Origin of the sequence: Streptococcus sp. AS14, from assembly GCF_000286495.1 — a bacterium.
In the GTDB taxonomy this organism is placed as follows: domain Bacteria; phylum Bacillota; class Bacilli; order Lactobacillales; family Streptococcaceae; genus Streptococcus; species Streptococcus sanguinis_P.
In genome coordinates, this window is sequence record NZ_ALKI01000002.1 from 86,850 (window position 1) to 112,057 (window position 25,208).

At 45.1% G+C, this 25,208-nt stretch carries 28 protein-coding genes; 4 read left to right on the forward strand and 24 right to left on the reverse strand.

Translation table 11 applies throughout. From position 1 onward, the window contains the following. Window positions 1–5 precede the first annotated feature (5 nt). On the forward strand, window positions 6–1,355 hold the full coding sequence (gene trkA, locus HMPREF1150_RS10075) for a Trk system potassium transporter TrkA (protein WP_002913133.1): 1,350 nt from the start codon (window positions 6–8) through the stop codon (window positions 1,353–1,355). 4 nt (window positions 1,356–1,359) lie between these two features. Next, window positions 1,360–2,799 carry a TrkH family potassium uptake protein gene (locus HMPREF1150_RS10070; protein ID WP_002913134.1) on the forward strand — a complete coding sequence of 480 codons (1,440 nt, stop codon included), beginning with the start codon at window positions 1,360–1,362 and terminating at the stop codon, window positions 2,797–2,799. A gap of 50 nt (window positions 2,800–2,849) precedes the next feature. Here the strand turns inward: HMPREF1150_RS10070 and yidD are convergent, their stop codons facing one another. The 14 genes from yidD to HMPREF1150_RS10005 form a co-directional block, all read right to left on the reverse strand. Further along, complete coding sequence (gene yidD / locus HMPREF1150_RS11460; RefSeq protein ID WP_083842612.1) at window positions 2,850–3,104, reverse strand: membrane protein insertion efficiency factor YidD; 255 nt, start codon at window positions 3,102–3,104, stop codon at window positions 2,850–2,852. Then, window positions 3,101–3,829, reverse strand: coding sequence for a pseudouridine synthase (locus tag HMPREF1150_RS10065; protein ID WP_009659169.1), 729 nt, complete (start codon window positions 3,827–3,829; stop codon window positions 3,101–3,103). The genes yidD and HMPREF1150_RS10065 overlap by 4 nt, the downstream gene beginning before the upstream one ends. Next, complete coding sequence (gene scpB, locus HMPREF1150_RS10060; RefSeq protein ID WP_002894610.1) at window positions 3,816–4,385, reverse strand: SMC-Scp complex subunit ScpB; 570 nt, start codon at window positions 4,383–4,385, stop codon at window positions 3,816–3,818. The genes HMPREF1150_RS10065 and scpB overlap by 14 nt, the downstream gene beginning before the upstream one ends. Further along, on the reverse strand, window positions 4,378–5,088 hold the full coding sequence (locus HMPREF1150_RS10055; RefSeq protein WP_009659116.1) for a segregation/condensation protein A: 711 nt from the start codon (window positions 5,086–5,088) through the stop codon (window positions 4,378–4,380). The genes scpB and HMPREF1150_RS10055 overlap by 8 nt, the downstream gene beginning before the upstream one ends. Before the next feature lie 2 nt (window positions 5,089–5,090). Then, complete coding sequence (gene xerD / locus HMPREF1150_RS10050) at window positions 5,091–5,822, reverse strand: site-specific tyrosine recombinase XerD (protein ID WP_009659154.1); 732 nt, start codon at window positions 5,820–5,822, stop codon at window positions 5,091–5,093. Next, window positions 5,819–6,280 carry a cyclic-di-AMP-binding protein CbpB gene (cbpB, locus tag HMPREF1150_RS10045; protein ID WP_009659145.1) on the reverse strand — a complete coding sequence of 154 codons (462 nt, stop codon included), beginning with the start codon at window positions 6,278–6,280 and terminating at the stop codon, window positions 5,819–5,821. Before cbpB ends, xerD begins: the two co-directional genes overlap by 4 nt. Continuing rightward, a complete protein-coding gene (locus HMPREF1150_RS10040; RefSeq protein WP_002905880.1) occupies window positions 6,277–6,798 on the reverse strand; it encodes a metallophosphoesterase in 522 nt (173 codons plus the stop codon). The genes cbpB and HMPREF1150_RS10040 overlap by 4 nt, the downstream gene beginning before the upstream one ends. Then, entirely contained in the window at window positions 6,777–7,781 is a 1,005-nt protein-coding gene (locus HMPREF1150_RS10035; protein WP_009659096.1) for a nucleoside-triphosphate diphosphatase, read from the reverse strand. Before HMPREF1150_RS10035 ends, HMPREF1150_RS10040 begins: the two co-directional genes overlap by 22 nt. After that, entirely contained in the window at window positions 7,778–8,572 is a 795-nt protein-coding gene (gene racE, locus HMPREF1150_RS10030; RefSeq protein WP_009659086.1) for a glutamate racemase, read from the reverse strand. The genes HMPREF1150_RS10035 and racE overlap by 4 nt, the downstream gene beginning before the upstream one ends. A gap of 98 nt (window positions 8,573–8,670) precedes the next feature. Then, window positions 8,671–8,919, reverse strand: a complete 249-nt coding sequence (locus tag HMPREF1150_RS10025) for a YneF family protein (protein WP_002894600.1) — start codon at window positions 8,917–8,919, stop codon at window positions 8,671–8,673. A 56-nt stretch (window positions 8,920–8,975) separates the two neighbouring features. After that, complete coding sequence (locus tag HMPREF1150_RS10020; protein WP_009659163.1) at window positions 8,976–10,226, reverse strand: diaminopimelate decarboxylase; 1,251 nt, start codon at window positions 10,224–10,226, stop codon at window positions 8,976–8,978. 104 nt (window positions 10,227–10,330) lie between these two features. Continuing rightward, window positions 10,331–11,014 carry a Bax inhibitor-1/YccA family protein gene (locus HMPREF1150_RS10015; RefSeq protein ID WP_009659098.1) on the reverse strand — a complete coding sequence of 228 codons (684 nt, stop codon included), beginning with the start codon at window positions 11,012–11,014 and terminating at the stop codon, window positions 10,331–10,333. Between the two features lie 25 nt (window positions 11,015–11,039). Continuing rightward, entirely contained in the window at window positions 11,040–11,531 is a 492-nt protein-coding gene (locus HMPREF1150_RS10010) for an HD domain-containing protein (RefSeq protein ID WP_009659164.1), read from the reverse strand. 44 nt (window positions 11,532–11,575) lie between these two features. Continuing rightward, window positions 11,576–12,316 carry an RNA methyltransferase gene (locus HMPREF1150_RS10005; RefSeq protein WP_009659170.1) on the reverse strand — a complete coding sequence of 247 codons (741 nt, stop codon included), beginning with the start codon at window positions 12,314–12,316 and terminating at the stop codon, window positions 11,576–11,578. Between the two features lie 84 nt (window positions 12,317–12,400). Here HMPREF1150_RS10005 and HMPREF1150_RS10000 point away from each other — a divergent pair, with 84 nt between their 5' ends. Both HMPREF1150_RS10000 and yidC read left to right on the forward strand, forming a co-directional pair. Then, on the forward strand, window positions 12,401–12,679 hold the full coding sequence (locus HMPREF1150_RS10000; protein WP_009659106.1) for an acylphosphatase: 279 nt from the start codon (window positions 12,401–12,403) through the stop codon (window positions 12,677–12,679). Window positions 12,680–12,760: 81 nt separating this feature from the next. Next, window positions 12,761–13,684, forward strand: coding sequence for a membrane protein insertase YidC (gene yidC, locus HMPREF1150_RS09995; RefSeq protein ID WP_002897015.1), 924 nt, complete (start codon window positions 12,761–12,763; stop codon window positions 13,682–13,684). A gap of 115 nt (window positions 13,685–13,799) precedes the next feature. Here the strand turns inward: yidC and HMPREF1150_RS09990 are convergent, their stop codons facing one another. From HMPREF1150_RS09990 to HMPREF1150_RS09945, 10 genes are all read right to left on the reverse strand, one after another. Then, the gene (locus tag HMPREF1150_RS09990; protein ID WP_009659138.1) at window positions 13,800–15,035 is read right to left on the reverse strand and encodes a cell wall metabolism sensor histidine kinase WalK; all 1,236 of its coding nucleotides are present in this window, start codon (window positions 15,033–15,035) and stop codon (window positions 13,800–13,802) included. Then, window positions 15,019–15,720 (reverse strand): response regulator transcription factor, encoded by a 702-nt coding sequence (locus HMPREF1150_RS09985; RefSeq protein ID WP_032905350.1) that lies wholly within the window; start codon window positions 15,718–15,720, stop codon window positions 15,019–15,021. Before HMPREF1150_RS09985 ends, HMPREF1150_RS09990 begins: the two co-directional genes overlap by 17 nt. 4 nt (window positions 15,721–15,724) lie before the next feature. Continuing rightward, entirely contained in the window at window positions 15,725–16,345 is a 621-nt protein-coding gene (locus tag HMPREF1150_RS09980; protein ID WP_009659089.1) for a GTP pyrophosphokinase family protein, read from the reverse strand. 152 nt (window positions 16,346–16,497) lie between these two features. Then, the gene (greA, locus tag HMPREF1150_RS09975; RefSeq protein ID WP_002894584.1) at window positions 16,498–16,980 is read right to left on the reverse strand and encodes a transcription elongation factor GreA; all 483 of its coding nucleotides are present in this window, start codon (window positions 16,978–16,980) and stop codon (window positions 16,498–16,500) included. 145 nt (window positions 16,981–17,125) lie between these two features. Then, window positions 17,126–18,625, reverse strand: coding sequence for an endolytic transglycosylase MltG (gene mltG, locus HMPREF1150_RS09970; protein ID WP_009659141.1), 1,500 nt, complete (start codon window positions 18,623–18,625; stop codon window positions 17,126–17,128). 40 nt (window positions 18,626–18,665) lie between these two features. Continuing rightward, the gene (locus HMPREF1150_RS09965) at window positions 18,666–19,190 is read right to left on the reverse strand and encodes a GNAT family N-acetyltransferase (RefSeq protein WP_009659119.1); all 525 of its coding nucleotides are present in this window, start codon (window positions 19,188–19,190) and stop codon (window positions 18,666–18,668) included. Continuing rightward, complete coding sequence (locus HMPREF1150_RS09960; protein WP_009659172.1) at window positions 19,190–19,702, reverse strand: GNAT family N-acetyltransferase; 513 nt, start codon at window positions 19,700–19,702, stop codon at window positions 19,190–19,192. Before HMPREF1150_RS09960 ends, HMPREF1150_RS09965 begins: the two co-directional genes overlap by 1 nt. Window positions 19,703–19,713: 11 nt before the next feature. Beyond that, window positions 19,714–21,048: a UDP-N-acetylmuramate--L-alanine ligase gene (gene murC / locus HMPREF1150_RS09955; RefSeq protein WP_009659087.1), complete on the reverse strand. Its 1,335-nt coding sequence runs from the start codon at window positions 21,046–21,048 to the stop codon at window positions 19,714–19,716. A gap of 281 nt (window positions 21,049–21,329) precedes the next feature. Next, on the reverse strand, window positions 21,330–21,989 hold the full coding sequence (locus tag HMPREF1150_RS09950; protein WP_009659117.1) for a hypothetical protein: 660 nt from the start codon (window positions 21,987–21,989) through the stop codon (window positions 21,330–21,332). A 54-nt stretch (window positions 21,990–22,043) separates the two neighbouring features. Continuing rightward, complete coding sequence (locus HMPREF1150_RS09945) at window positions 22,044–25,145, reverse strand: DEAD/DEAH box helicase (RefSeq protein ID WP_009659085.1); 3,102 nt, start codon at window positions 25,143–25,145, stop codon at window positions 22,044–22,046. Between the last annotated feature and the right edge of the window lie 63 nt (window positions 25,146–25,208).

Here is a 25,208-nt window from a genome sequence, read left to right on the forward strand (position 1 = left end):
AACTTATGAAAATTATCGTTGTCGGTGGCGGGAAGGTCGGAACGGCCCTCTGTCGCTCCTTAGTGGCTGAAAATCATGATGTTATCCTGATTGAGCAGGATGAGGCTGTTCTCAACCAGATTACCAAGCGCTATGACATTATCGGTATTTCTGGCAATGGAGCTAACTTCAAAATCCTAGAACAAGCGGATGTTAGTCACTGCGACATCTTCATCTCTATGACTGAGCATGATGAGGTCAACATGGTCTCAGCTGTTCTGGCCAAACGAATGGGCGCTAAGGAAACCGTCGTTCGGGTGCGTAATCCTGAATATTCCAACCCTTACTTTAAGGAGAAGAACATTCTAGGCTTCTCGCTGGTGGTCAATCCTGAGCTCCTAACTGCTCGCTATATTGCCAATATCATTGACTTCCCTAATGCCCTGTCAGTAGAGCACTTTGCCAATGGCCGGGTGGCACTGATGGAGTTCAAACTCAAGGAAGACAGCAATCTCTGCCAGATGAGTATTTCCCAGTTCCGCAAGAAATTTGGAAATATCATTGTTTGTGCCATTGAGAGAAAAGGGCACTTGGAAATTCCTGATGGAGACTTCACTTTGGATGCCGGCGACAAAATCTATGTCACAGGTAACCGCCTGGACATCGTTCAATTCCATAATATGGTACGACCTAGAGTGGTTAAGAGCCTGATGATTATCGGGGCAGGCAAGATTGCTTATTACCTGCTCAATATTCTCAAGAATAGTAAAATCGAGCTCAAAGTCATTGAATCTAACCATGAACGGGCAACCTTTTTCAGTCAGGAATTTCCTGATCTCTATGTTGTCCATGGAGATGGTACTGCCAAGGATATCCTACTGGAGGAACGCGCCAATAACTTTGATGCCATCGCTACCCTGACTGGTGTAGACGAAGAAAATATCATTACTTCCATGTTTCTTAATAATCTGGGTGTGCAGAAAAACATCACCAAGGTCAACCGGACTAGTTTGTTGGAAATCATTGATAACCAAGACTTTGCCAGCATCGTGACACCTAAAGGTATCGCCGTTGATACAGTTATGCACTTTATCCGCGGTCGCTACAATGCTCAGTTCTCTAACCTAGAAGCTCTGCACCATGTAGCCAACGGCCAAATCGAGACCCTGCAGTTCCAAATCAAGGAAGAAAACAAGATGACTGGTATTCCTCTGTCTCAGCTTCATCTGAAGAAAGATGTTCTGATTGCGGCCATTATCCGCCAAGGTAAAGCTATCTTTCCTACAGGCGATGACAATCTGCAAGTTGGAGATAAAATTGTCGTGACCACTCTGCTCCAAAATATCACGCAGATTTACGATCTGTTAGCGAGGTAGACCCATGAATAGATCTATGATTCGCTACCTGCTAGCAAAATTACTGCTGATTGAGGCGGCTCTGCTGATTGTACCCATTATCGTCGCTCTAATCTACGGTGAGCCTTTAAAAGTCTTTCTCTCTATCGGGGCGACCATGGCTATCCTGCTAGTTTTAGGTGGCATAGGCTCTTATTTCAAGCCCAAGGACCTGCATATCTACGCCAAGGAAGGTGTACTGATTGTAGCCCTTTGCTGGATTCTCTGGTCCTTCTTCGGAGCCCTGCCCTTTGTCTTCTCTGGTCAGATACCGGACATCATCGATGCCTTCTTTGAGGTCAGCTCCGGCTTTACAACCACGGGAGCGACTATTCTCAACGATGTCGGCGTTCTCTCTCATTCGCTTCTCTTCTGGCGTAGCTTTACCCACTTAATCGGAGGGATGGGAGTACTGGTCTTTGCCCTAGCTATTATGGACAATGCTAAAAATGGCCACTTGGAGGTCATGAAAGCGGAAGTTCCGGGACCAGTCTTTGGCAAGGTTGTATCCAAGCTCAAGAGTACGGCCCAGATCCTTTATATCATTTATCTGGCTCTCTTTGCAATTTTCGCCTTGCTTTATTTCCTGGCGGGTATGCCGCTCTTTGACAGCCTTGTGATTGCCATGGGAACAGCTGGTACAGGAGGATTCACCGTATACAATGACGGTATTGCCCACTACAACAGCTCACTGATTACTTATCTGGTCAGCTTTGGGGTCTTGGCTTTCGGTGTCAACTTCAACCTCTATTATTATCTGCTGATTCGCAAGTTTAAGGCCTGCTTTGGCGATGAGGAGCTTAGGGGCTATCTCTGGATTGTCTTTCTTTCCACTGCCTTGATTGCCTTTAATGTCTTCCATCTCTATCAAGGTTTTGCCAAGAGCGTGGAGATTTCCTTCTTCCAGGTCTCCAATATCATCACAACGACTGGATTCGGCTATGGTGATACGGTCAAGTGGCCGCTCTTTTCTCAGGTCATCCTGCTACTGCTCATGTGTATCGGGGGTTCGGCCGGATCAACCGCTGGGGGATTCAAGGTTATTCGGGGGATTATCATTTCCCGCATTGCCAAAAATCAAATCCTCTCTACCCTATCACCCAATCGGGTCCTAACCATGCATGTCAATGGTGCTGTCTTAGATAAGGATACCCAGCACAAGGTCCTCAAATATTTAGCAACCTATGTTTTGATCGTGCTGGCACTGGTTTTCATCGTCAGCCTGGATAATAACAATCTCATGACAGTTGTCAGTGGTGTTCTATCCTGCTTCAACAATATCGGTCCTATGATTGGGACGACGGATACCTTTTCTATCTTCAGTCCTTTTTCTAAGCTATTGCTATCCTTTGCCATGATTGGCGGACGTTTGGAAATCTACCCAATTCTCCTACTCTTCTTGCCTAAGACTTGGTCGAGAAGGTAGGAAATATTCGGAGAATATAGATATATATAAAAGTCACACTAGCTAAATAGCTAGTGTGACTTTTTTCTTGAATTATTTCTTCTCAGGCTGAAATAGTCTGGTACAGGATCTTCTCCTGGCTGAGACCAGGGATGACAGCGGAGAATTCGCGCCAAACCCATCAAAACTCCTTTAGCACCATGCTTCTGGATAGCCTCTATCATGTAGTTAGAGCAGGTGGGCCGAAAGCGGCAAGATGGAGGAAAAGCAGGCGATATGAAGCGCTGATAAAAACGGACAGGAGCAATGAGCAGTTTCTTTATCATTTCTTGGTCTTGGTTACAGCCAGTGTATGCAGCTGGCTGACTTCTTTCTTGCTGAGCTTGCGATATTCACCAGGCTTGAGGCCCGTCAGGTCCAAATGACCAAAGCGAATCCGTGACAGCTTATCCACCTGCAGTCCGACAGCTTGGAACATCTTCTTGACCTGATGGTTACGGCCTTCGTGGATGGTCAGCTGAACGACCGAGCGATTTTTCGCCGGATCAACCTTGATAATCTCATAAACTGCTGGCTTGGTTTTGCGCCCCTCTATCTCAATACCTCGAGTCAGAGGACGAAGAACTTCTTTATTGGCCAATCCTTTGACACGCGCCACATAGACCTTGTCAATCTCATTGCGGGGATGAATCATCTCGTCGGTAAAATCTCCGTCATTGGTCAGAATGAGAATGCCAGAAGTATCCCAGTCCAAACGACCGACCGGATAAATCCGCTCCTTAACCTGAGGCAAGAGCTCCACGACCGTCTTACGACCCTTGTCATCACTGACAGAGGAAATGACTCCGCGCGGCTTATTGAGGAGGTAATAAACCTTCTCTTCATTGTAGATAGGTTGGCCTTCTACTTCCACACGGTCGCCAGACTTGACGTTCGTCGCCAGTTCTCGTACCACTTGGCCGTTTATACTGACCTTCCCTTGCCTGATTAGCTCTTCTGCCTTACGGCGGCTGGCTATCCCAGCATGAGCGATGTATTTATTGATTCTCATCGATATCTGTCCTTTCAATAAAGAGCTGGCTTTCTTCAGCAACTAGCTCTGTTTCTTCGACAATCGGCAGCTCATCTAGGTGATTGATCCCCATATAGTCTAAGAAATAATCCGTTGTCACATAGAGATTTGGCCGGCCAATGACTTCCTTTTTGCCATCCTCTCGAACCAGTTCAAAAGCCAAGAGCTTAGCCAAAGCACCGCTGGAATTAACCCCGCGGATGTCATCTATTTCAACCCTTGTAATCGGCTGCTTATAGGCAATGATAGACAAGGTCTCGAGGGCCGCCCGCGACAGACTTTGATTGATTGGCGCCCGTGAATAGGCCCGCAGAATCTCAGCAAACTCTGGCTTTGTGACCAGCTTGTATGTCTTTGAAGTTTCCAGCAGGGTCAGGCTAGAGTCTGGATTTGCTTCATATTGCTCAGCCAACTTCTCCAAACTCTGAATAACCCCGGTCGGCGGCAAAGATAGGATTTCTGCCAATTGATGAACCTTGAGTCCATCTTCTCCCGCCACAAAAAGCAGGGCTTCAATCTCTGCTAACTTACTCATTTCCTCTTCCTACTAAATAAATATTTCCAAAATTTTCTTCCTGAATGACTTGCACTTCCTGCACCTTGACCAATTCCAAGGTCGCTAGAAAGAGTGTAATAACTTCATTCATGTCCTTGGTCTCTGCGAAAATTTCCTGCAAAGCCAAACGGCTCTTACCAGCACAGCGCTGGCGCACCACTTCCATCATGTCCTCAATCTTATACTCGTCTCGCACAATGGTTGTATGACTTTTAGAAAACTCCTCTTGCTTCTTGGCTATAACCTTGGAAAAAGCCAAAAAAAGATCAATCGTTGACTTGTCATGCAGGAGCTCAGCGTCTTCATAAACCAGCTCCAGCTTAGGCTTAGAATAATAAAGCGCTCGGTCATCATGCTGAATCGACATTTTCTCACCCAAAAGCTTGAACCTGCGGTATTCCTCAATCTGGCTCAAAAGGTCTTGCTCCAAATCATCTTCCAGCTCAGCATTATCCGCCACCTTAGGCAAAAGCTTGCGGCTCTTAATCAGCATGAGCTGGCTTGCCATGACCATGTACTCGCCCGTCACTTCCAGCTTCATGGCCTGCAAAGTAGCCACATAAGCCAGATACTGCTCGATGACCTCCGTAATGGGCACATCATAAATATCCACCTGGTACTTAGATACAAGGTGGAGCAGCAGGTCCAACGGGCCTTCAAAATCTTTTAGTTTGATATCCATTTCTATCTATATTTTTCTAGTGTAATCATGGTTTTCAAGCCCAAATCTTGGGCAATATCATAGAGACCAATCCCCTTCTCCCGCTGGCGCAAAATAAACTGCTCACGCAGGCTTTGGGCAGATAGACTGGCTTGTCCCTGCTCAATCAAGAAGGCCTCTAGCTGACGGAAGCCCCATTGACGAGAATAAGATTTGCCGTTTTTCTCAAATAAGTATGTCCCCGTCAGATAGTCTTCCAGCTCACTCGTCAGGCTCTCAGGAATCTTGATGACCCGCTTCTGACCGGCCTTTTCAATCTTCAAAACCTGAAAGTCAAGATTGACATCAGCCACTCTGACCTGCAAAATCTCGCTAGGCAGCAAGCCCATTTCCAAGATAAGAAGAGCCATCAGCCGCCCCCTGGGAACTCTTGATTCCTGCCAAAAAGCAGACAAATCTAGCAGTTCATTTTCCTGCTCCTTCGATATAGAAACCTTGGGCAGGACCAAGCGGTGAAACTCCTCAATAAGCTGCTGCTGATAAAGGAAGTAGAGAAATTGATTGACTGCTGAGAGCTTCCGCTTCTGAACAGCTGCCTTAAAATCCTTAATAGTGGCCTGGTAAATCCGCAGATTGGTCTCGGTAATCCGACCATGTACTTCCTCGATAAACTGCTCCAAATCATAAGAATAGGCAATTTTAGAATTTTCTGAGATATTTTTTTGATTTAAAAACGGTCTAATGTATTCTTTCATTTTTTGCGAATTTCGTACTTCTTGCTAAAGCCGTGCAACAAAGAATTGACAGCTTTCAAAATGGACTTTCTAGTAATAATTCCGTAAAAATGCTGATCCTCGCCCACAACCGGCAGGAATGACTCGTCGACCAGCTTATGAAGTACATCTGATACAGTATAATCTGGCCCAACTGTTAAGTCGTCCATTTTGGTCATGTGGACGATATCTGTCATCATGAATTCCTCTTCTGGCAAATCATGGCGCATGCGATAGGACATGATGTCTGTCAGGGAAATCGTGCCAACAAACTTTTTATCTGCCGTCACGACTGGTACACGTGAGTATGTCATCTGACTCAGCAATAGGATAGCATGATCCACATTATGGGTGTCAATCATAACCGCCAGATTTTCCCCAGGCGTCAAAAAAGTTTCTTCATGTTTCAGCAGATAGTCTTCAAATTCCTTAGCAATCATCGGCTAAACTCCTTGGACAAGCTTGGATAAAGTTCATGATTTCGCGTATAGTAATCAACTTTAAAGCGGTCATCATCAATCTCTACCTTAGCGTAGAGACGTTCGTTGATCAGGCCGCGTGGCTGACTGATGGAGCCCGGATTCAGAAAGAGCGTTTTGCCCTCCATTCGAGCATCTGGGATATGCAGGTGACCATAGAGACAGATGTCTGCATTAACCTCTTGCGCCCACAAATCCAGCTTTTGAAAAGAAAAGTTGATATGGAAGAGATGGCCATGAGTCTGAGCAATTATGGTCCCAGCCAAATCCGTCACCAATCGTTCTGGATAGCCGTCGTAAAAGTCCATATTCCCTGCAACAACCTGAATCCCTTGCCATACCTCATCATCAGAAGGAAGCTCAGAGTCTCCGTTATGGAAAATGGCATCTACCTTTCCAATATAATGATTCCTAATTTCTTCTACAATAGCACGGTCGCCATGAGAATCACTCATAACTATAATAGTTTGCTTTGCCATGCTGGAAATACCTCCACTAATTTCTTAACTGCCTGAGCCCGATGGGATTGGGCATTTTTTTCTTCCATCGTCAGCTCGGCAGACGTTTTTCCTGTTTCTCCCACTAAGAACAAAGGATCATAGCCAAAGCCATTTTCTCCTTTTGGCTCATGGGCAATGTAACCCGGCCAATCCGCTTCAACTACCAGAGACTCCCTGTCAGGACTGGCCACCACTAAGGTCGTATGAAAATGGGCCGAGCGGTCCTTGATTTCAAAAACCATAGCCAACTCATGCAGGAGCTTAATGTTGTTTTCATCATCTGTCGCCCCTACTCCAGCGAAGCGAGCCGACCAGACACCAGGCAAGCCGCCTAAAACATTGACCTGCAGACCCGAGTCGTCAGCTAGCACCATTTTACCGGTCAGTTTACTGATTGTCTCTGCCTTGAGCCGCGCATTTTCCTCAAAGGTAGTTCCCGTCTCTTCCACTTCTGGCAAATCAGGATAATCATTGAGATTTTCAACCTTATAGCCCAACTTATCAAAGAGTTTACGAAACTCTGCTGTCTTTCCTTCGTTGCGAGTCGCAATCAAAATAGTATCTCCGACAGCCATCTCTGACTCCTGCCCCTGACCAAAAAAGTCGGTCATCTTAACTCCATCCTTAGACAGGAAGAAAACCTTGCGCAGCAAGTCCTTTTCTGTAATCAGAATAGCCCCCTTATGACTGGTCGCCTTAAAATCCCGCTCCTGGCGGTCGTTAATCATATTGAGGACAAACTGGATATAGGACATAGGCGAGCCGTATTTGACCACAACTGTGGTAAAGGCGTTATATTCTTCATCCAAATCCCGCTCAATCAGCTCACTCAACTCTGCATCAATATGCTCCAAGAGCCTGTAAGGGATGTCGTTGAAATGATAGCCAGCCTTGCGAAAGCGGGTCCATTCTCCGATATACCAATTGTTCTCGTCAATGTATTCATAAATTTTATTTGTCATAAGCTTACATGCTCCACATTCACTTTCAGGCCCAGCCAGCTTTCTGCAATCTCCGAAAAGCTCTTGGCATTGGCAGTCGTGTAAAATTGGTGATTGAGTTCCTGTTTTTCCCGGCTGCGGTTGATTTCAAAGTAATTGAGTAGGACAGAAATATCCCGTACGCACTCTGCCCCGCTGTCAATCAGCTTCACATCCGGTCCCATCCTATTTTGAATAATAGGCCGGAGCAAGGGATAGTGGGTGCAGCCCAAGACCAGGGTATCTACTCGGCCAGCCAGAGGCTGCAGGGTTTCATAGACCACTTTTTTGGTAAGACTGGAATGAAGTTCATTGGACTCTACCAAAGGTACAAACTTAGGGCAGGCCAAACTTTCCACTTGCATCTCCGGCGAGAGCGCTTCAATCTTCTGACGATAGATATCAGAGGAAACAGTCATTGGCGTTCCAATAACACCGATGCGGCCGTTGGCAGTTGACTTAATGGCTGCGCTAGCCCCTGGCAGAATCACACCCAGTACTGGAATATCCAGCTTTTCCTTCACTTCTTCCCAGACAACAGCAGTCGCAGTATTACAGGCAATGACAATCATCTTAACATCCTTGGTCAGGAGGAAGTTGACCAATTGCCAGGTATAAGCGCGAATCTGCTCAGCAGGCCTTGGACCGTAAGGAGCCCGCGCCGAATCTCCAATATAAATGACCTCTTCGTGGGGGAGCTGCCGCATGAGCTCACGGACTACAGTCAAACCGCCCACTCCTGAGTCTAAAAAACCGATTGGTCGATTATCCATAAGGTCTTCTTTCTAAAACAAGGGACTGGAAGCCGATTCCAAATCCCCATTTTTTTATAGATTTTCTCTACTGGTATTAAAAGCCAGCCACTAGAAAATTATTTTTTCTTTTTGCTCTTAGCAAGCGCAGCTTTCTGCTGGCTGATAATTTGACGGTAGACTTGCTGCACTTTCGCTTCATTTGGCCGTTGCCCGCTTGCGCTAAGCAAGGTCCGAACTGCTTCTACATTCAGACGCGGATTTTCTGCAAATTCCTTCTCAACTTGACGACGAAGCAGATACATACCCAAGATCACGCCTCCAGCAAATGCTGCCATAATCAAGAAAATTGCTAAAACTAAATTCATATCGAGAACTCCTCTATTTCCATTTTTACATTGCTCTTCATTATATCAAATTTTCTCTATTTTTCAAAATCAAAGCCATACAGTGTCGCAAAATAATCTTCTGGTTTTTCTGCCCGACGAATCATGCGAACGTTGCCATCTTGTTCCAAGAGAATTTCGCTGGAGCGGAGCTTGGCATTGTACTGATAGCCCATGGAGAAACCATGCGCACCAGTATCGTGTATCACCAGTATATCGCCAATTTGACTGACGGGCAGCAGGCGATTAATGGCGAATTTGTCGTTATTCTCACAGAGACTGCCGACAACATCCACAATCTCTGTCTCACCCTCAGGTCGATCCATATTGGTAATGTGGTGATAAGAGCCATACATAGCCGGACGAAGTAGATTGACTGCAGAAGCATCCACTCCCAGATAGGTTCGGTAGGTCTGCTTCTTATGGGTGACCTTGGTAACAAGTAGACCATAAGGTGCCAACATAAAGCGGCCCAGCTCCGTATAAATCTTTACCTGTCCTAGACCAGCCGGTGTCAGAATAGCTTCATAGGCCTGACGAACTCCCTGACCGATGACCGCAATGTCATTTTCCTCACCTTCAGGCTGATAATTAATGCCGACTCCACCAGAGAGATTGATAAAATCCAACTCAACTCCTGTCTCAGCCACTACTTCCACAGCCAGCTCAAAAAGTTGACGGGCCAGTTCGGGATAGTAGTCATTACTGACAGTATTAGAGGCCAAGAGGGCATGAATCCCAAACTTCTCAGCTCCCAACTCCTTGAGCTCTTTGAAAGCCTGAATCAGCTGGTCCTTGGTCATACCAAACTTAGCTTCTTCTGGATTATCCATAATGCTGGTTCCCAGCTCAAAGACACCGCCAGGGTTGTAACGGCAGGAAATGACCTTGGGAATACCAGCGGCTTCCTTTAGAAAAGCTACATCTTCATAGGCATCCAGATTGATAGTCGCTCCAAGGTCACGCGCAAACTGAAAGTCCTCAGCTGGTGTGTTATTGGACGAAAACATGATATCCTGTCCAGCAAAGCCCAGCTTTTGGCTCATGAGCAGTTCGACATAGCTAGCACAGTCCACCCCGCAGCCTTCTTCTTTGAGGATTTTTAAAATAGCAGGATTGGGAGTGGCCTTAACGGCAAAATACTCTTTAAAACCTGGATTCCAAGAAAAGGCCTCATGCAGGGCATGCGCTCTTTCCCGAATTCCCTTCTCATCATAAAGATGGAAAGGGGTTGGAAACTGATCCGTAATCTCAGCTAACTTTTCACTACTGACAAAAGGAGTTTTCATACTGTTCTCGCTTTCTATTTGCTGGGTTTATTATACCATAAATCCATAGGAGAAACAAAAAGCACTGGGGCAAACGTCCAATGCTTGAGTCTTATTTAGCTTAATTATTTGTTTCTTCCAAAAACACGCAGCAAGCTGAGGAAGAGGTTAATGAAGTCCAGATATAGGTGCAGAGCCAGCGAAATTGCCCAGCCATTCCCTGGATTGCCATTGGTCCGCTCATAAACATAGCGGATCTTCTGATTGTCCCAAGCGATAAGTCCTGAGAAAATAATGACACCAACGATACTTACAATAAAGTCCAAGCCACTGCTTCTCAAGAAGATATTAAGGAAGCTAGCAGCAATAATACCAATCAAACCGGCCATACAAGCTCTGCCCATTCCAGAAAGATCCTTCTTGGTCACCTTGCCGATGAAGCCCATAGCAAAGAACATAACGGTCGTTGTCAGAAAAGCTAAGAGAACCTCTGACTGAAGATACAGCGCCATGATAATACTTAAGGTAAAACCATTGATGGCTGAATATGCTAAAAACATAGGCAACGCCGCTGGGCTATTGCTCCGAGCAGTTCCAGATGCTACCAACACAAGGATAAACTCAACTGCAATAGCTGCATAATAGATCCAGACAGATCTTGTCAAAATAGTATAAATAGCATCTTGAAAGACAAATAGCATCAAGAGAGATACGATTGCTGAGATTCCAATACCGACACCAACGATAGAATAAATCTTTGCATAGAAAGAATTAATATCTGATTGATCTTGAATAATAGAATGATTCATAGTTACTCCTTTTATAATAAAACATTTACGGTTTCAGCATCTTTCGATGAAAGAGCTTGCGATTACCGCCCTTGCGTCTCCAAGGTGCCGTCGCTTCTTTGACAGCCCAATACTTGTCCACCATCGTCACAACGAATGATTCTTTGTAACGAGGCGGTGCCAAGGTCAGGCCCCACATATGCTTGACGATAATGTCCTCTTCGACTTTATTAAGCTTAGTAATCTTACGAGCATTGCGAACTGCCAACCTCGGATGAACCCAAGCATGACTCTTCTTAAACTTGGTCACACGCCAATCATAGTAGAATAAGTCATGAAGCAGGGCACCGCGTGCCGTGCTGCGAGCATTCCAACCAAATTTTTTGGCAATTCTGTAACTAGTATAACTTACATTGATGGAATGTTCAAGTCTATTGGAATGAATATGATGGGGAATTTCTTTCAAGCGCTGTACACTGGGCTTTTCAATCAAGTGTCCAACATAGGTCATAAATTCCTCGTCCTGTTTGTAAGGCATAGAATCACCTCCCTTGCCAACTATTATATCTCTTTTTCTGATTTTTAGCTTAAATGAAAGATTAAAATACCAGCAGCGACAGCAACATTGAGACTTTCTGCCTGCCCCTTCATGGAAATATGGACCAGAATATCAGCTGCTGCCGTCATTTCTGGACTAATCCCCTGCCCTTCATTGCCCATAACTAGAGCAAAGCTCTCTTTGCTACCCACCTCTCTATAGTCAATAGACGCAGACGACAAGGTCGACGCTAGAATTGGCAGACTGGAAGACTGAGCCAGTCTAATAAAATCAGCTGTATCCATCCGATAAACTGGCAGGTGAAAATGACTCCCCTGCATAGAGCGCAGCGTTTTTAGGTTATAGATGTCTGCTGACGAGCTAGAGATGAAGACTCCATCAAAGCAAGCTGCATCAGCTGTCCGAATGATGGTGCCGACATTACCTGGATCCTGAACGTCCTCCAAGAAAAGATAGCGTCCACTTAACTCCGCTGGTATTTTTCCCCTTTCAAAAGCCACTTCCGCGACAATTCCCTGTGGTGTCTTACTATCAGCCAAATCTGCTAAAATCTCTGGACTGACAAAAATCACTTGAGAAAAATCAGCTAATCGCTCTGCGTATTCCGCTAAAGCAAAAATCCGAATCAGCTCTGCCCCGCTGCTGACAGCTTCCTCAAATAAATGCCAGCCCTCAATCAAATAAGAATCCTTGCGGTATTTTTTGTGATGAAGTTTTTTAGCTTTTTTTACCACATTATTGGCTTTTGAGGTTATAATATTCATAAGAACATTATACCACAATTTAGCAGACTTGCACTCATACTGAGGGCTTAAATCCCCTCGGTCCGCTCACTAAAGGAGGATGCCATGCAGAAAGTAAAAATGATAGCCCAAGGACGAGTACAAGGGGTTGGATTCCGCTGGGGAGTCTATTCTCTAGCGCTGGAAATCGGTGGTATTACCGGCCGGGTCTGGAACAACGACGACGGGACTGTTGGCATTCTGGCTCAGGCTGATGAGCCAGCTCTGATGGCCAAATTTATCCAAGAAATCCGCAAGGGACCGACACCTTTTTCTAAGGTCAGCTATTTGGATGTGACCATGGCTAATTTCGACTCCTATCCTGACTTTAAAATTTCAAATTAGGTCTGCAGAACTATTGTATATTTTGCAAAAAAACAGTAGAATAGATAGGTATTATTTTTTAGAAACAAAGGATATGAACTCGTGAAACATTTCAAACGCTTTTTATTCTCCGGTATGGGACTGGCTGCGCTTCTTTTCCTGTCTGGCTGTGTGGGCCGCGACAAGGCCGGCAATCCTTCTGGTCTGATCTGGGACGTGATTGGTCAGCCTATGGCGGATGGTATCCAATTCTTTGCCAAGAATTCAGGTCTGGGTTATGGTCTGGCGATTATTATCGTTACGCTCATCGTGCGGATTATCATTCTGCCGCTGGGAATCTATCAGTCTTGGAAGGCAACGCTTCAGTCTGAAAAGATGAACTACTTTAAGCCGATTTTTGCCCCAATCCAAGAGCGAATCAAAAATGCTGAAACTCAGGAAGAGAAAATGCAGGCTCAGCAAGAACTGATGGCTGCTCAAAAAGAGAATGGACTCAGCATGTTTGGCGGTATAGGCTGTCTGCCTCTGCTCATCCAAATGCCTTTCTTCTCAGCCCTCTTCTTTGCAGCCCAGTATACTCAAGGGGTTGCAGGCAGTTCCTTCCTCTGGATTAAAGACCTGGCCAAAAGCGACTTGGCTTTGACTGCCATTGTCGGTATCCTCTACTATATCCAGTCGGTGCTCTCTCTGCATGGTATTGAAGATGAAACTCAAAGAAACAGCATGAAACAGGCTTCTTATATGAGTCCTATCATGATTGTCGGTTTCTCTTTCTTCTCCCCTGCCGCAGTTACTCTCTACTGGGTAGTCGGTGGATTTATCCAAATCATCCAGCAATTTATCATCAACTACATCATTCGACCTCGCTTGAGAAAACAGGTAGCAGAGGAATTTGAAAAAAATCCTCCTAAAGGCTTGAAAAAAGCTAGCCGGGCTAAAGATGTCACTCCAAAAGCTCAGCCGGCTATTGAGCAAAAGAACAAAAAGAAAAAGAACCGCAATGCTGGTAAGCAACGGTCAAGATAAAGAAAAATTCTTCTAGCTAATACTAGAAGAATTTTTTAATCTCAGGTAAAACTCCGCATCGTCGATACAAAAAGCTCAGCAAACAAAGCAATAACTGATGAACGAGGTGACTCTATCACAATAAAACAGTAAAGCCAATCAAGCCCTTCTTATACGAAACCCAAATCCTGCCCTTGAAAATCCGCACCAGACTTTCTGCCATGGATAGGCCAATCCCGTAGCCAGGCTGCTTCTGATTGTGCGATTCGTCTTCGCGATAGAAACGGTCAAAGAAACGACTGTAATCAACATTTTTACCATCAGCATAGCTATTAGCTACCGTCAGACGGGCTCGTTTCCCGCGCTTAGCCTTGGTCAAGGTGACAAAAATTTGCCCATCTTCGTCACAATACTTGCAGGCATTGTCAATCAGGATACTGACCAATTCATAGAGTTCATCTTCAGTTGCCTTGACATGGATATCTTCCTGCAGCTTGATCTCGTACTTCTTGCCTGCCTTCTCGATGACAGACTTGAAGTTCCCAGCCACTTTTTTGACAACTTCTGAGAAATTCACATCTACCAAAGTAACATCTGGCTGCTCTTCCAAACGGGCCAGAACGACCATTTGATTGATTAGATTACTGAGGCGCTTGACCTGGTCCTTGGTGCTTTCTGTCCATTCATTTTCGCCAGTCATCAGCTCTTGCAGCTCCGTATTGGCTGAGATGATGGCCAATGGCGTCTTCAGTTCATGGCCCGCATTAGTGATAAAACGCTTTTGGTTTTCATAGTTTTTGATATAGGGACGGATGGCAAAGTTGGAAAATCCAGACACGACCAAGACAAAGAAAATAAAGCTATAGAAGCACAACTGGATAGACAGCCAGAAAAAGTCATTGCGGCTTTCGAGGTAATTGGTCGAATCTAAGACCACCAGTAAATAGCGCTTACTCTTGGAATCCTGCGTTATCTGGTAGGAATAAAATTGACTGCCTACCTTAAAAACCCCACTGCTGCGGCTGTTCTTAATCACCTTATTTGCATAGCTGAGCGCCTGCTCCTTAGATAGATTGGAAAGATGGTCTAAGTTGGTGGAGTAAAGTGTTTTGTCTTCCTTGTAGACCACGCTGAAATAGCGGTATTGATAGATGGTATCAATGGTGATACGGTCGTTTTGCAAGCTCTCTGCCGTTTCTTCTACACTGGGAAAATCTCCATTATTGGCAGAAAGAATATTGAGAACGGCTTGGATTTCTCCGTTGGTCTGCAGAAAGCGAACGGAGTTTAAGACAGCAATCATGGTCAGCAAAATACAGACAATAGCCGCCGAAGCCAGCAGAATGAACCGAATTTTAAGCTTCCGAAACATGGCCATCTCCTTCCAGCGGCACCAGAGTGAAACTACCGCCTTCCTCACCCAAGATAGCAAGATCAGCATGGATGGCCTTCAGCTTCTGACGCAAATAGGAAATATAAATCCAGACGAAGCCTTCGTCCAAATCCTCATCCTCGTCTTTAGACCAAACATGACGGAAGATTTCCTGAGTAGAAAGACTCTTCTGGGCATTAAGCATAAGAAATTCCATCATTTTAGATTCCTTGCCGGCTAGGCGGATGGAGTTGGAGCTAATAAGCTCATGTTCTCCGACATTGAGACTCGTTTGGCCAATCTGCAGCAAATTGGGGGTGAACGTCGCTACCCGTCTTGACATAGACCGCAGGCGAGCCAGAAGCTCTTTCAGAGAGAAGGGCTTGGTCAAATAATCATCTGCACCGGCATCCAGCCCTGTGACCTTGTCATCCACCTCTGACATAGCTGTCAGCATGATGACATGGGTCGTATTGCCGGTTTGGCGGATTTCTTTCAGCGCTTCAATGCCTGTCTTGACCGGCATCATGATATCCAGAATCATCAAATCATAAGCATTTTCCTTGGCCAAGTCCACAGCTTCTTGCCCATCAAAGGCTGTATCAACCTGATAGCCTTCATGGGTCATCGCCGTTTCCAAGACACGGGACAGCTGTTGCTCATCTTCAGCTAATAAAATCTTCATCATCTCACTCACTTTCTCGAATCAAATTGCGGATGGTCTGCATGGTCACATCACAGGAGGCCAACTCATCTGCACAGCGTTTCAGCTCGCGAACAATCCGCTTGCTGTCTTTTATCTCGTGCTTGTACTTCATCTGATGCTCTAAGCTGGCCCAAGAATCCATAGCAATGGTCCGAAGCTGGATTTCTACAAAATAGCGGCCGGGGTTTTGACCATGACAGTCCTCATAAGGAGTCTCCACCTCTAATATCAAGTGGTAGGAGCGATACCCATTAGGCTTGGCAGCTCGGATATAGTCCTTTTCCAGAACAATCTCACAGCCCTCCAGCTGACGAAGCACCTCAATAGTCTGATAGATGTCCTCAATAAAACCGCAAACAATCCGAATCCCAATCGCATCACGAATTTCTTTCAGGGCAGACTCTGGCACCCTAGGCAGATTCTTGCGTTGACATTTCTCTTCCATACTGGCTGCCTGCTTGATCCGTGCATTAAAATGCTCAAAAAGCTTCTGCCCCGTTTCCTGCTTGACCCGATCATTAGCCTCTTGAATACGCTGACTAAGATCCTCTAAAATCTTGGGCAGATAGTCCCCATATTTCCCATAAATATCTTGCTCTTGCATACAGTTCTCCTACTTTTCTAGCTTATTCTCATTATAGCATAACCATCTGTCTTTTCTCTATTTTTCCCCTGCTCTTCTTATCTAGCCTACACCCTTTGTCTTAAAAGAAACGAAAAAAGAACCAGTCTTCTAGCCAGTTCCTTTCGGTATTATTAAACGGTTTTTTCAACCTTGAGAATTTTAACGTCGTAGCTACCAACCGGTGTTTCGACTGTTGCAGTATCACCTGTTTTCTTGCCAATCAAAGCTTGACCAATCGGGCTTTCATTGGATACCTTGCCTGCGAAAGCATCTGCACCAGCAGAACCAACGATAATGTAGACTTCCTCTTCGCTTTCGCCTACTTCTTGGATGGTAACTGTTTTGCCGATAGCTACTTCATCCTTGGCTACAGCATCACTGTTTACAATCTCAGCGTAGCGGATCTTGGTTTCCAGACTAGAAATCTGACCTTCCACAAAAGCCTGCTCGTCCTTAGCAGCTTCGTATTCACTGTTTTCTGACAAATCGCCGTAGGAGCGGGCAATCTTAATACGCTCTACCACTTCTGGACGACGCACCAATTTCAATTCTTCTAATTCTTTTTCTAGTTTTTCCTTTTCCTCTAGGGTCATAGGATAAGTTTTTTCAGCCATTTTTTCTCTTTTCTTTTATTTTCTTTTATTTTAAAACTAAAACAAGAGGCTGAGACAAGTCTGTATCAGTCCCTTTTTTATATAGCAGGACTGAGAAAGCTAGAACAAAATGAGCTAGCTTTCTCTCGTCTGCAATGACAGCAGTCTAATTAGAACTGCTACTGGATTGAGTGAGCTTGCTATTGACATGCTCCTCAACATTTTTGGTGTGTTCCTCATAAGTATTAGCGAAGTAAACAGCGCCTGTTTCAACATTTGCCACAAAGTAGAGGTAGTCCGTCTTACTTGGATTAATGGTAGCCTCTAGAGCAGATAGGCTCGGACTATCAACTGGTCCAGGCATAAGCCCTTCTTTTTTATAGACATTGAAAGGCGAGTCAATATTGGTATCAATCTCAGCGTCCTCTTTCAGAGTCGTTTTCTTTCCTAGCTTGCCTTGAGCATAAAGGATAGCAATATTACTCTGAAGCGGCATCGCTTGATTGAGACGATTGTAAAAGACGCTGGCAATATCTTTGCGGTCCTGGTCTGTCGAACCTTCTTTTTCCACCAGAGAAGCAAGTGTCAGGACTTCATTAACCGTTAGGTTCTTCGCTTCGATAGTAGAGTAGTAAGAAGACAGATTGGTATTCATTGCGCCCAACATCTGGTCAATCAAGCTTTCCAAATCCGCATCCTCACCATAGTTATAAGTAGCAGGGAAAAGATAACCTTCTAAGCGGTACTTGACTCCGCTGTCCTTACTTGGCAATGTACCCAGCAGCTGTGGATATTTAGCCGCCATCTTGGAAATGAAAGCTTCATCCTGCACCTTAGCTAGGAAATCGTCCTTGCTAAAAGGTGTCTTACTAGTCTTCTTAGAAGTTGCAGCTGCATTAACCGTCACAGCCTCCGCAATCTGCTCCAGTGTATAGCCTTCAGGAATAGTAACCTTACCAACAACTGGTGGTTGCGGTGTATCTGTTCCACCTTCCTGAAGCTGCCGAGCAATGGTATCTAGGTCCATACTCTTCTGGAGATTGTAATAGCCAGACTGGTAATTGTTAAAGCTTTTAATCTTAGAATAGAGACTAAAAACTTGGGCATTTTTAATCAGCCCCTTTTTCTCGAGGATTTCCCCAATTTGCTTAGAGCTTGAGCCTTCTGGTACTTCAACCGTCACATACTCTGTTGCGTTTGCATCAACAGGTTTAAGAGCTGAAGATACATAAGTATAGCCGACAACCCCTGTGACCACAAGTCCCAGCAGGACAATCAGCAGAACCGTTGTCATAATCCTGCGGGCTAATGTGTTTTGACGTTTTTTCTTGACCGTGTTGTTGGCCCGATTAGCCCGAGATAGGACCTCATTGGGCTTCTTATCTTCCTCATCCACTCGGCCATAGACCTGAGGGTGAGCCTTTTCATTCTCTGCAACCTTGTAGGAAACATCTACCGAAGCCGGTCTAGCTTCAAAGTCCTCCGCAGCTGCTGTTTCTTTTGCAGAAGCAGCGTCCGCTTCTGATTGGCTAGTTGAAGAGGGAGTTTGTTCTTCCTTTTCTCCAGCTAAGTCTTTCAAAATCTGCTCTTTAAAGCTCAGATTCTTCTCTTTGTCTTGTGATTTTTCAGTCAAAAATTTGACCTCCTTCATCATAATCCCTAACATTATATCTTAAAAGTCAGATAAATGCAATAAGAGTAGGTATTTACAGCTTTGTATTGGCTTTTTTCAGCTTGAGACTAGGATTTTCCCAGACCATATCAAACCAAGTAGCGCCTGCATAAGTTGATTGTGACAAACCTTCATTTACAAAGGCATGCTTCTCGTAGTAAGCGGTGAGATAGTCGTGGCAGGTCAGATTGATGCCGTGGCGTTCATCTGCTATAGCAATTTCTTTCATAGCTTCCAGTAGCTTGCGACCGACTCCCATCCCCTGAGCATCCTTCGAGATAGAAAGGCTGGTCAATGAGATAAAGCCACCGTCCAGATGACCATAATCTTCAATCTCCTCTGTAAAGGAAATATCCTTTAAATAACGTTCTGGACGGACAGGTCCCTCCAGATAGCCTAGAATCTTACCATCCTTTTCTGCTACCAAAAAAGTCGAAGATAGGGTTTGGATATGTGCTGCTAGACTTTCTCGACTAACAGCCTCTTCTGGACTGAAATTTTCCAATTCGATAGCATAAATGGCGTCTAAGTCAGCCATTTGAGCTTGACGGATAATCATCACTTCTCCTTAAAATTGGGATTTTCCCACACCATATCAGACCAGACAGCTCCACCGTGAGTTGAGTCAGAAATCCCTTCGTGGACGAAACCATTTATCTCATAATAAGGTATCAGCTCATCATGACAGGTTAGGCTAATGCCCTGTCGATTTTGCTGAACAGCTGTCTCCTTGAGAGCTGCAAGCAACAAGGTTCCGACCCCCTGCCTCTGAAAATCCGGATGGACGGACAGACTTTGGACGGCAATGAAGCCACCTTCTGGAGAATTAGCACCCACCTTACTAAAGAGATCATCTGTCAGATATCGCGCTTGAATAGCCGGTCCAACAATATAGCCTGCAAGCTGACCATGCAGCTCTGCTAGCAAAAAAGTATCAGCAATCTGCTCAATCCGTTCTTTGAGAACTTCTGAACTGGCTGCTTCTGCTGCTGGAAAATTTAGCTGCTCAATTGCAAGAATTTCTTCCCAGTCGCTCAAGTCAGCCCGTCTGATTCGAATCGGTGCTTCCATCAAGTCTCCTCCTACTGAACGTTGCTGGTCAGATTGGACAGGAGACGTTCAAAGGAATATTCATAGGTCTGGATGTCACCAGCTCCCATAAAGACATAAACGGCATTATCGTGGTCAAGAAGCGGAGAAACATTATCCACGTCAATAACCTTGGCCCGCTTCACAATCTTTTCAGCCAGATCTTCGACCTTAACATCGCCATTGTCCACCTCACGAGCAGAACCGTAAATCTGAGCTAAATAAACTGAGTCAGCCTGATTGAGGGCTTCCGCAAATTCGTCCAAGAGAGCAATGGTCCGAGTGAAGGTATGCGGTTGGAAGATTGCCACGATTTCCTTGCTTGGATATTTCTGACGGGCTGCATCCAAGGTTGCGATAATTTCCGTCGGATGGTGAGCAAAGTCATCAATGATAACTGTTTCGTTGACAATTTTCTCTGTAAAGCGGCGCTTAACTCCGCCAAAAGTCTTGAGGTGTTCCCGAACTAGATTCAAATCAAGACCTGCAGTATACAAGAGGCCGATGACTGCTGTCGCATTCATAATGTTGTGACGGCCAAAGCTTGGAATTTGGAACTCACCCAGTTCCTGACCGCGGAAAGAAACTTTAAATCCTGAACCGCTGGTAGAACGCAAGAGGTCGTGAGCAACAAAGTCATTACCCTCTTCCTTGAAGCCATAGTAGTAAATCGGGGCATTGGACGTAATCCGGCGCAATTGCTCATCTTCTCCATAAATGAAGAGTCCTTTAGTAATCTGCTTGGCATAGTCATTGAAAGCGTTAAAGACATCTTCCAGGCTCGTGAAATAATCCGGATGGTCAAAGTCAATATTGGTAATGATCGAATATTCCGGATGATAAGGCATGAAATGACGCTCGTACTCGTCTGACTCAAATACAAAGTACTTGGCATTGGCAGAACCGCGGCCTGTACCATCCCCAATCAGATAGCTAGTATCCGTGATATTGGAGAGAACATGGGAGAGAATACCCGTTGTAGAGGTCTTCCCGTGGGCACCAGCCACTCCCAAGCTGACAAAGTCACGCATAAAGCCACCTAAAAATTCATGGTAGCGTTTATAACCAATACCGTTTGCGTCTGCATAGGCAATTTCTACATTGTTATCCGGACGAAAGGCATTGCCGGCAATGATTTCATAGTCTGGCTGGATATTCTTTTCATCAAAAGGCAGGATGGAAATGCCAGCCTGCTCCAGACCGCGCTGAGTGAAATAATATTTATCAACGTCACTGCCCTGAACCTTATGGCCCATCTGGTGCAGCATCAAAGCCAAAGCGCTCATACCAGAGCCCTTAATCCCGATAAAATGATAGGTTTTCGTCATGATTACTCCTTAAGATACAAGGCCATAAAAGCAAGTCAAAAGAGGAAAATCTCCGCAGACCCTAATCAGCCCGCAGGGATTTTCTTTCTTTACAAGCTTTTAGGCACCACCAAAACACCAAAGAAGCCGGACCAATCAGTAAGTCCCAGCTTCTAGCATCAATCCTCTTCAACCGATGATGGATGTTATATGCAGATAGATTTTACATTTACATACGCAAACAACAATTTCCTTATAAACATCAGAAAATTGCAGGTAGAAAAGACTCAAGCAAGCCAGCTTTAATCGCTGTCCAAGCCTGTCAAGTTCAGCTCTTGAGCCTTGGAATGCTTCAACTGCTCCTCCTTAGCCCTATCCTGATTATAGATCTGACTGGTTTTTAAAAAATCATAATTGTTCTTCTTAGGCTTTTCTTCCGGATCCTGCGGCTGAGGGCTATACTCAGGCTGAATATCTGCCAAAATATAGTTATCCTGCTGAAGCCTGTCGCCAAACTTCGTAAATTCGCCTGATGTGTTCTTCTGAAAAGGGGCAGTTGGCTTCGGTCTTTCCGCATTAGAAGCTGTCGGAAGCTTTCTGCTGCGGACCTTAGTCGGAAGGTCGCTGGTCAGATAAGGCGCTGAACGCTTTTTTTTCAAATCTGCCCGAGCTTCCTCGCGTGCCTGTTCAGCATAACGAATGGCTGGATCTTTCTTATCAATCGGCTTTTTAAAATCCTTGAAAGCAGACTGCTTTTGCAGCGGTCTTCTGATAGCCTGACTGGCAGCGATGGGAGCGTGCCTACTGGAGTCCACGATCGGCATCCATTCCAAATAATTACGGTCTGTATAGTCTCCGGTAATGTTGCTAATGAGATCCAGTTCGTCATAAAGATTCATATGCGGCATTTCCGTCAGCATGATCTCATCATCTGACACCAGAGGAAATTGTTTATCAGTCATATCTTTTTCCTTTCAACCCTTCATTATTATAAACTATTCAGGCTATTTTTCAAGCTATTCTGCCGAAATTCCCAGAATTTCTCGAATTTCCTCCACAGAGAGACTGGATTTGGCTTCTGCTCCGTCCAGAATAGTCGAAACCAGATTGCGCTTGCTCTCCTGCAACTCCTGTATCTTCTCTTCAATCGTGCCTCGTGTAATCATCCGATAGACTTCGACATTGCGCTCCTGACCGATACGGTGGGCACGGCCTATGGCCTGGGCCTCAACCGCTGGATTCCACCAGAGGTCAACCAAGATAACTGTGTCAGCACCAGTCAGATTGAGACCGACACCTCCAGCCTTGAGGGAGATCAGAAAGGCTGAACGCTGGCCGTCATTGAAGGCAGTTGTCATGTCCTGACGCTCCTTGGCTGGAGTAGAGCCTGTAATCTTAAAGGACTCCATGCCCATCTTGTCCAGCTCACTCTCGATAATATCCAGCATACCACGAAATTGTGAAAATATGAGGACGCGACGATTACCATCTTGTATCTGTTCAAGTAATTCCCGCAAACTTTCCAGCTTACCGCTCTCGCCATCGTAATCTTCCATAAATAGCTTCGGAGTATCACAGATCTGACGGAGGCGAATAAGACCTGACAGAATCTCTATCTTGCTGCGGTTGATTTCATCTTCTGTCGCATGGATAATTCTGTCCTGCATTTGTTTGAGCAGAGCCAGATAAATAGTCTTCTGGCTATCTGCCAATTCATTGCGATAAGCTACTTCAATCAAATCTGGCAATTCCTGCAGCACATCTTCTTTCTTGCGCCGCATGACAAATGGTTTGATATAGCGGGCAACTTTCTCTGCCGGCAATTTTAAAAATTCCTTTTTGCTTGGCAAAAGTCCTGGCATGACAATCTGGAAAATAGACCAAAGTTCTCCCAGATTATTTTCAATCGGCGTCCCAGAAAGGGCGTAGGTATGCTCCACTTCAAAATCCCGCAAATACTGGGCAATCTTGGTCTGGTCATTCTTCATGACCTGAGCCTCATCCAAAATCAGATACTGGAAGTGGTTATCCCGGTATTCTTCCACATCCTGCCTGAAAGAAGCATAGCTGGTAATGGTAATCTGATGCTTCTCCGCAATCAGCTCATCACGAACATTTTTCAGACCATAAACCACCGCCACATCCAAATGCGGAGCAAATTTAGCGAACTCATCGCTCCAATTGTAAATCAGGCTAGATGGCGCCAAGATTAAGACTTTCTTAGAGTCATCTATACGCGAACTCAGAAAAGAAATCGTCTGCAGGGTCTTTCCCAGCCCCATATCGTCAGCCAAGATGCCACCGAATCCATACTTATCCAGCATAGATAGCCACTTGACCCCCGTCTCTTGGTAATCCCGAAGGTCAGCCTTGACTTGTAGCTTGGGAAGAGGAAATTCCTCAGGGTGAGTCAAATCAAAGGCCAGCTGTTGCACATCTTTTGAAAACTGTACCCTATCCTTGCCCTTGAAAAACTCTGCCAATTGATAAGCCGCCAGACTGCTGGTCTGAATGAAGCCATTTTTAGTCCGCTTACTCCGCAGCTGCTGCAAAGTCCGACTCATCTCCTTGGTCTCTTCATCGAAAATCAAGACTTGCCCGGACTTACTGATAAAGAAGTCCTGCTCCTTAAAGAGTGAATCAAGCACTGCGTCTATCTCTGACTGCGCAATGCCGGCAAAATCGAAACCAACATCCAAGAGGCCGCCCTTCATCTTGACAGAGATCCTTGGACTTTCTGTCTGTGCCAGTGCCTCTAACTCTTCTGTCATGCTGACACGGCCCAAAGCCTCAAAATTGGGAATCACTTCCGAGAAGAAATGGTAAATTTCTTCTGGCTTCAGAGGCGGTCGCTGACTGTAAAAGTCTGCCACAAAACCTGCCTGCAGCATTTGCTTAAAGACTTGCTGCTCATGCTCAAAATTACCCGCAAAAGGCAGACGTTCCAAATCTTTGCGAGTCGTCACTTTCCTGTCTCCATAGTCAAAGACAGTATCTAAAATCAAACGCTTGTCAGGACCGATGTCAAAGTCAAACTTGGCTGTAAAGTCATGAATCATCATACTTTTAAGTGCTTCTACCCGACCAACCTTTTTAAACTCAGACAAACTGGAAGCCAGCTTAGTCCTCTCTGACAAATCGAATTGCAGGCGCTTCAACCGATCATGCTCTATAGGCAACTCCCGTAAAGCCTTAATCAGTCTTATCTGCTGAGGATTTAGCTGATAGAAAGTATCTCCATAAAAGATAAACTGGCCATCATAAAGCATCTTATAATTCTTCTCAGCAATGACTAGCTCAAAATGCTCTTCATGCTCTTCCACTTGGAAAGTATAAACTTCTGCCTCTTCATGCAAATCTTGGAAAAAGACTTCACTGTAGTCATAAAGGCTGTACTCTAAGCGGAAAGAAGACAGATTCATCAGGAAGATAACCCCCTCTTCAAAGATACTAGCCGGGAAGAAAAGATTGCGCCCAGCATTTGGGAAAATCAAAGAAGAATCTTGCCCCTGATAGTCAGACACTAGTCCTTGCAGGAAAACGAGCAAATCTTGACTGGCTTCATCAAAATCCTCCAAATGAATAGCCTCATAGTAACTCTTACCAATCTGATAATGCCCGCCCTTTTCCAAGGTCCGAAGGAAGGAAAGAACGTCTCGGACAACATAAGAGCGCTCGTCCGGCAAGCGACTGATTCGGAGACTCCAGAGAAACTGTCCTGTATAAGAATCCTCTTGACCAGTAGCCGAAAGCTCATAACGAACCTGTTGATTGGATTTATCCGGCAAGACCTTATCCAAGAACAAGCTTCCAAAAGAAACCAACTCTTGGGTCTCCTGACTGGTCAACTCCTCTTCTTCCATACTCTTTAGCACATCTTTTCCTGATGGGGCATTTTTCAGATAATACTCCAAGGCTGCCAGATGGGCGCAGTATTTTTTCTTCTGGAAAAAGTCGCAATAACAAAAGATGACATCATCATCCAAGCTATAACGTAGATTACACTCGTCTACACGAGCATATAAAAGAGAATCACTGACCTCAAGGATTACTACCTTATTGTTTTCAACCAAGGCAATTCCTTCTGTCCGAATCTTACCAGGAATTAATTTTGCCATAATTACCACCTTACATTTATCTCACCATTATACCATACTTTCGACATAAAAAAAGAAAAGCAA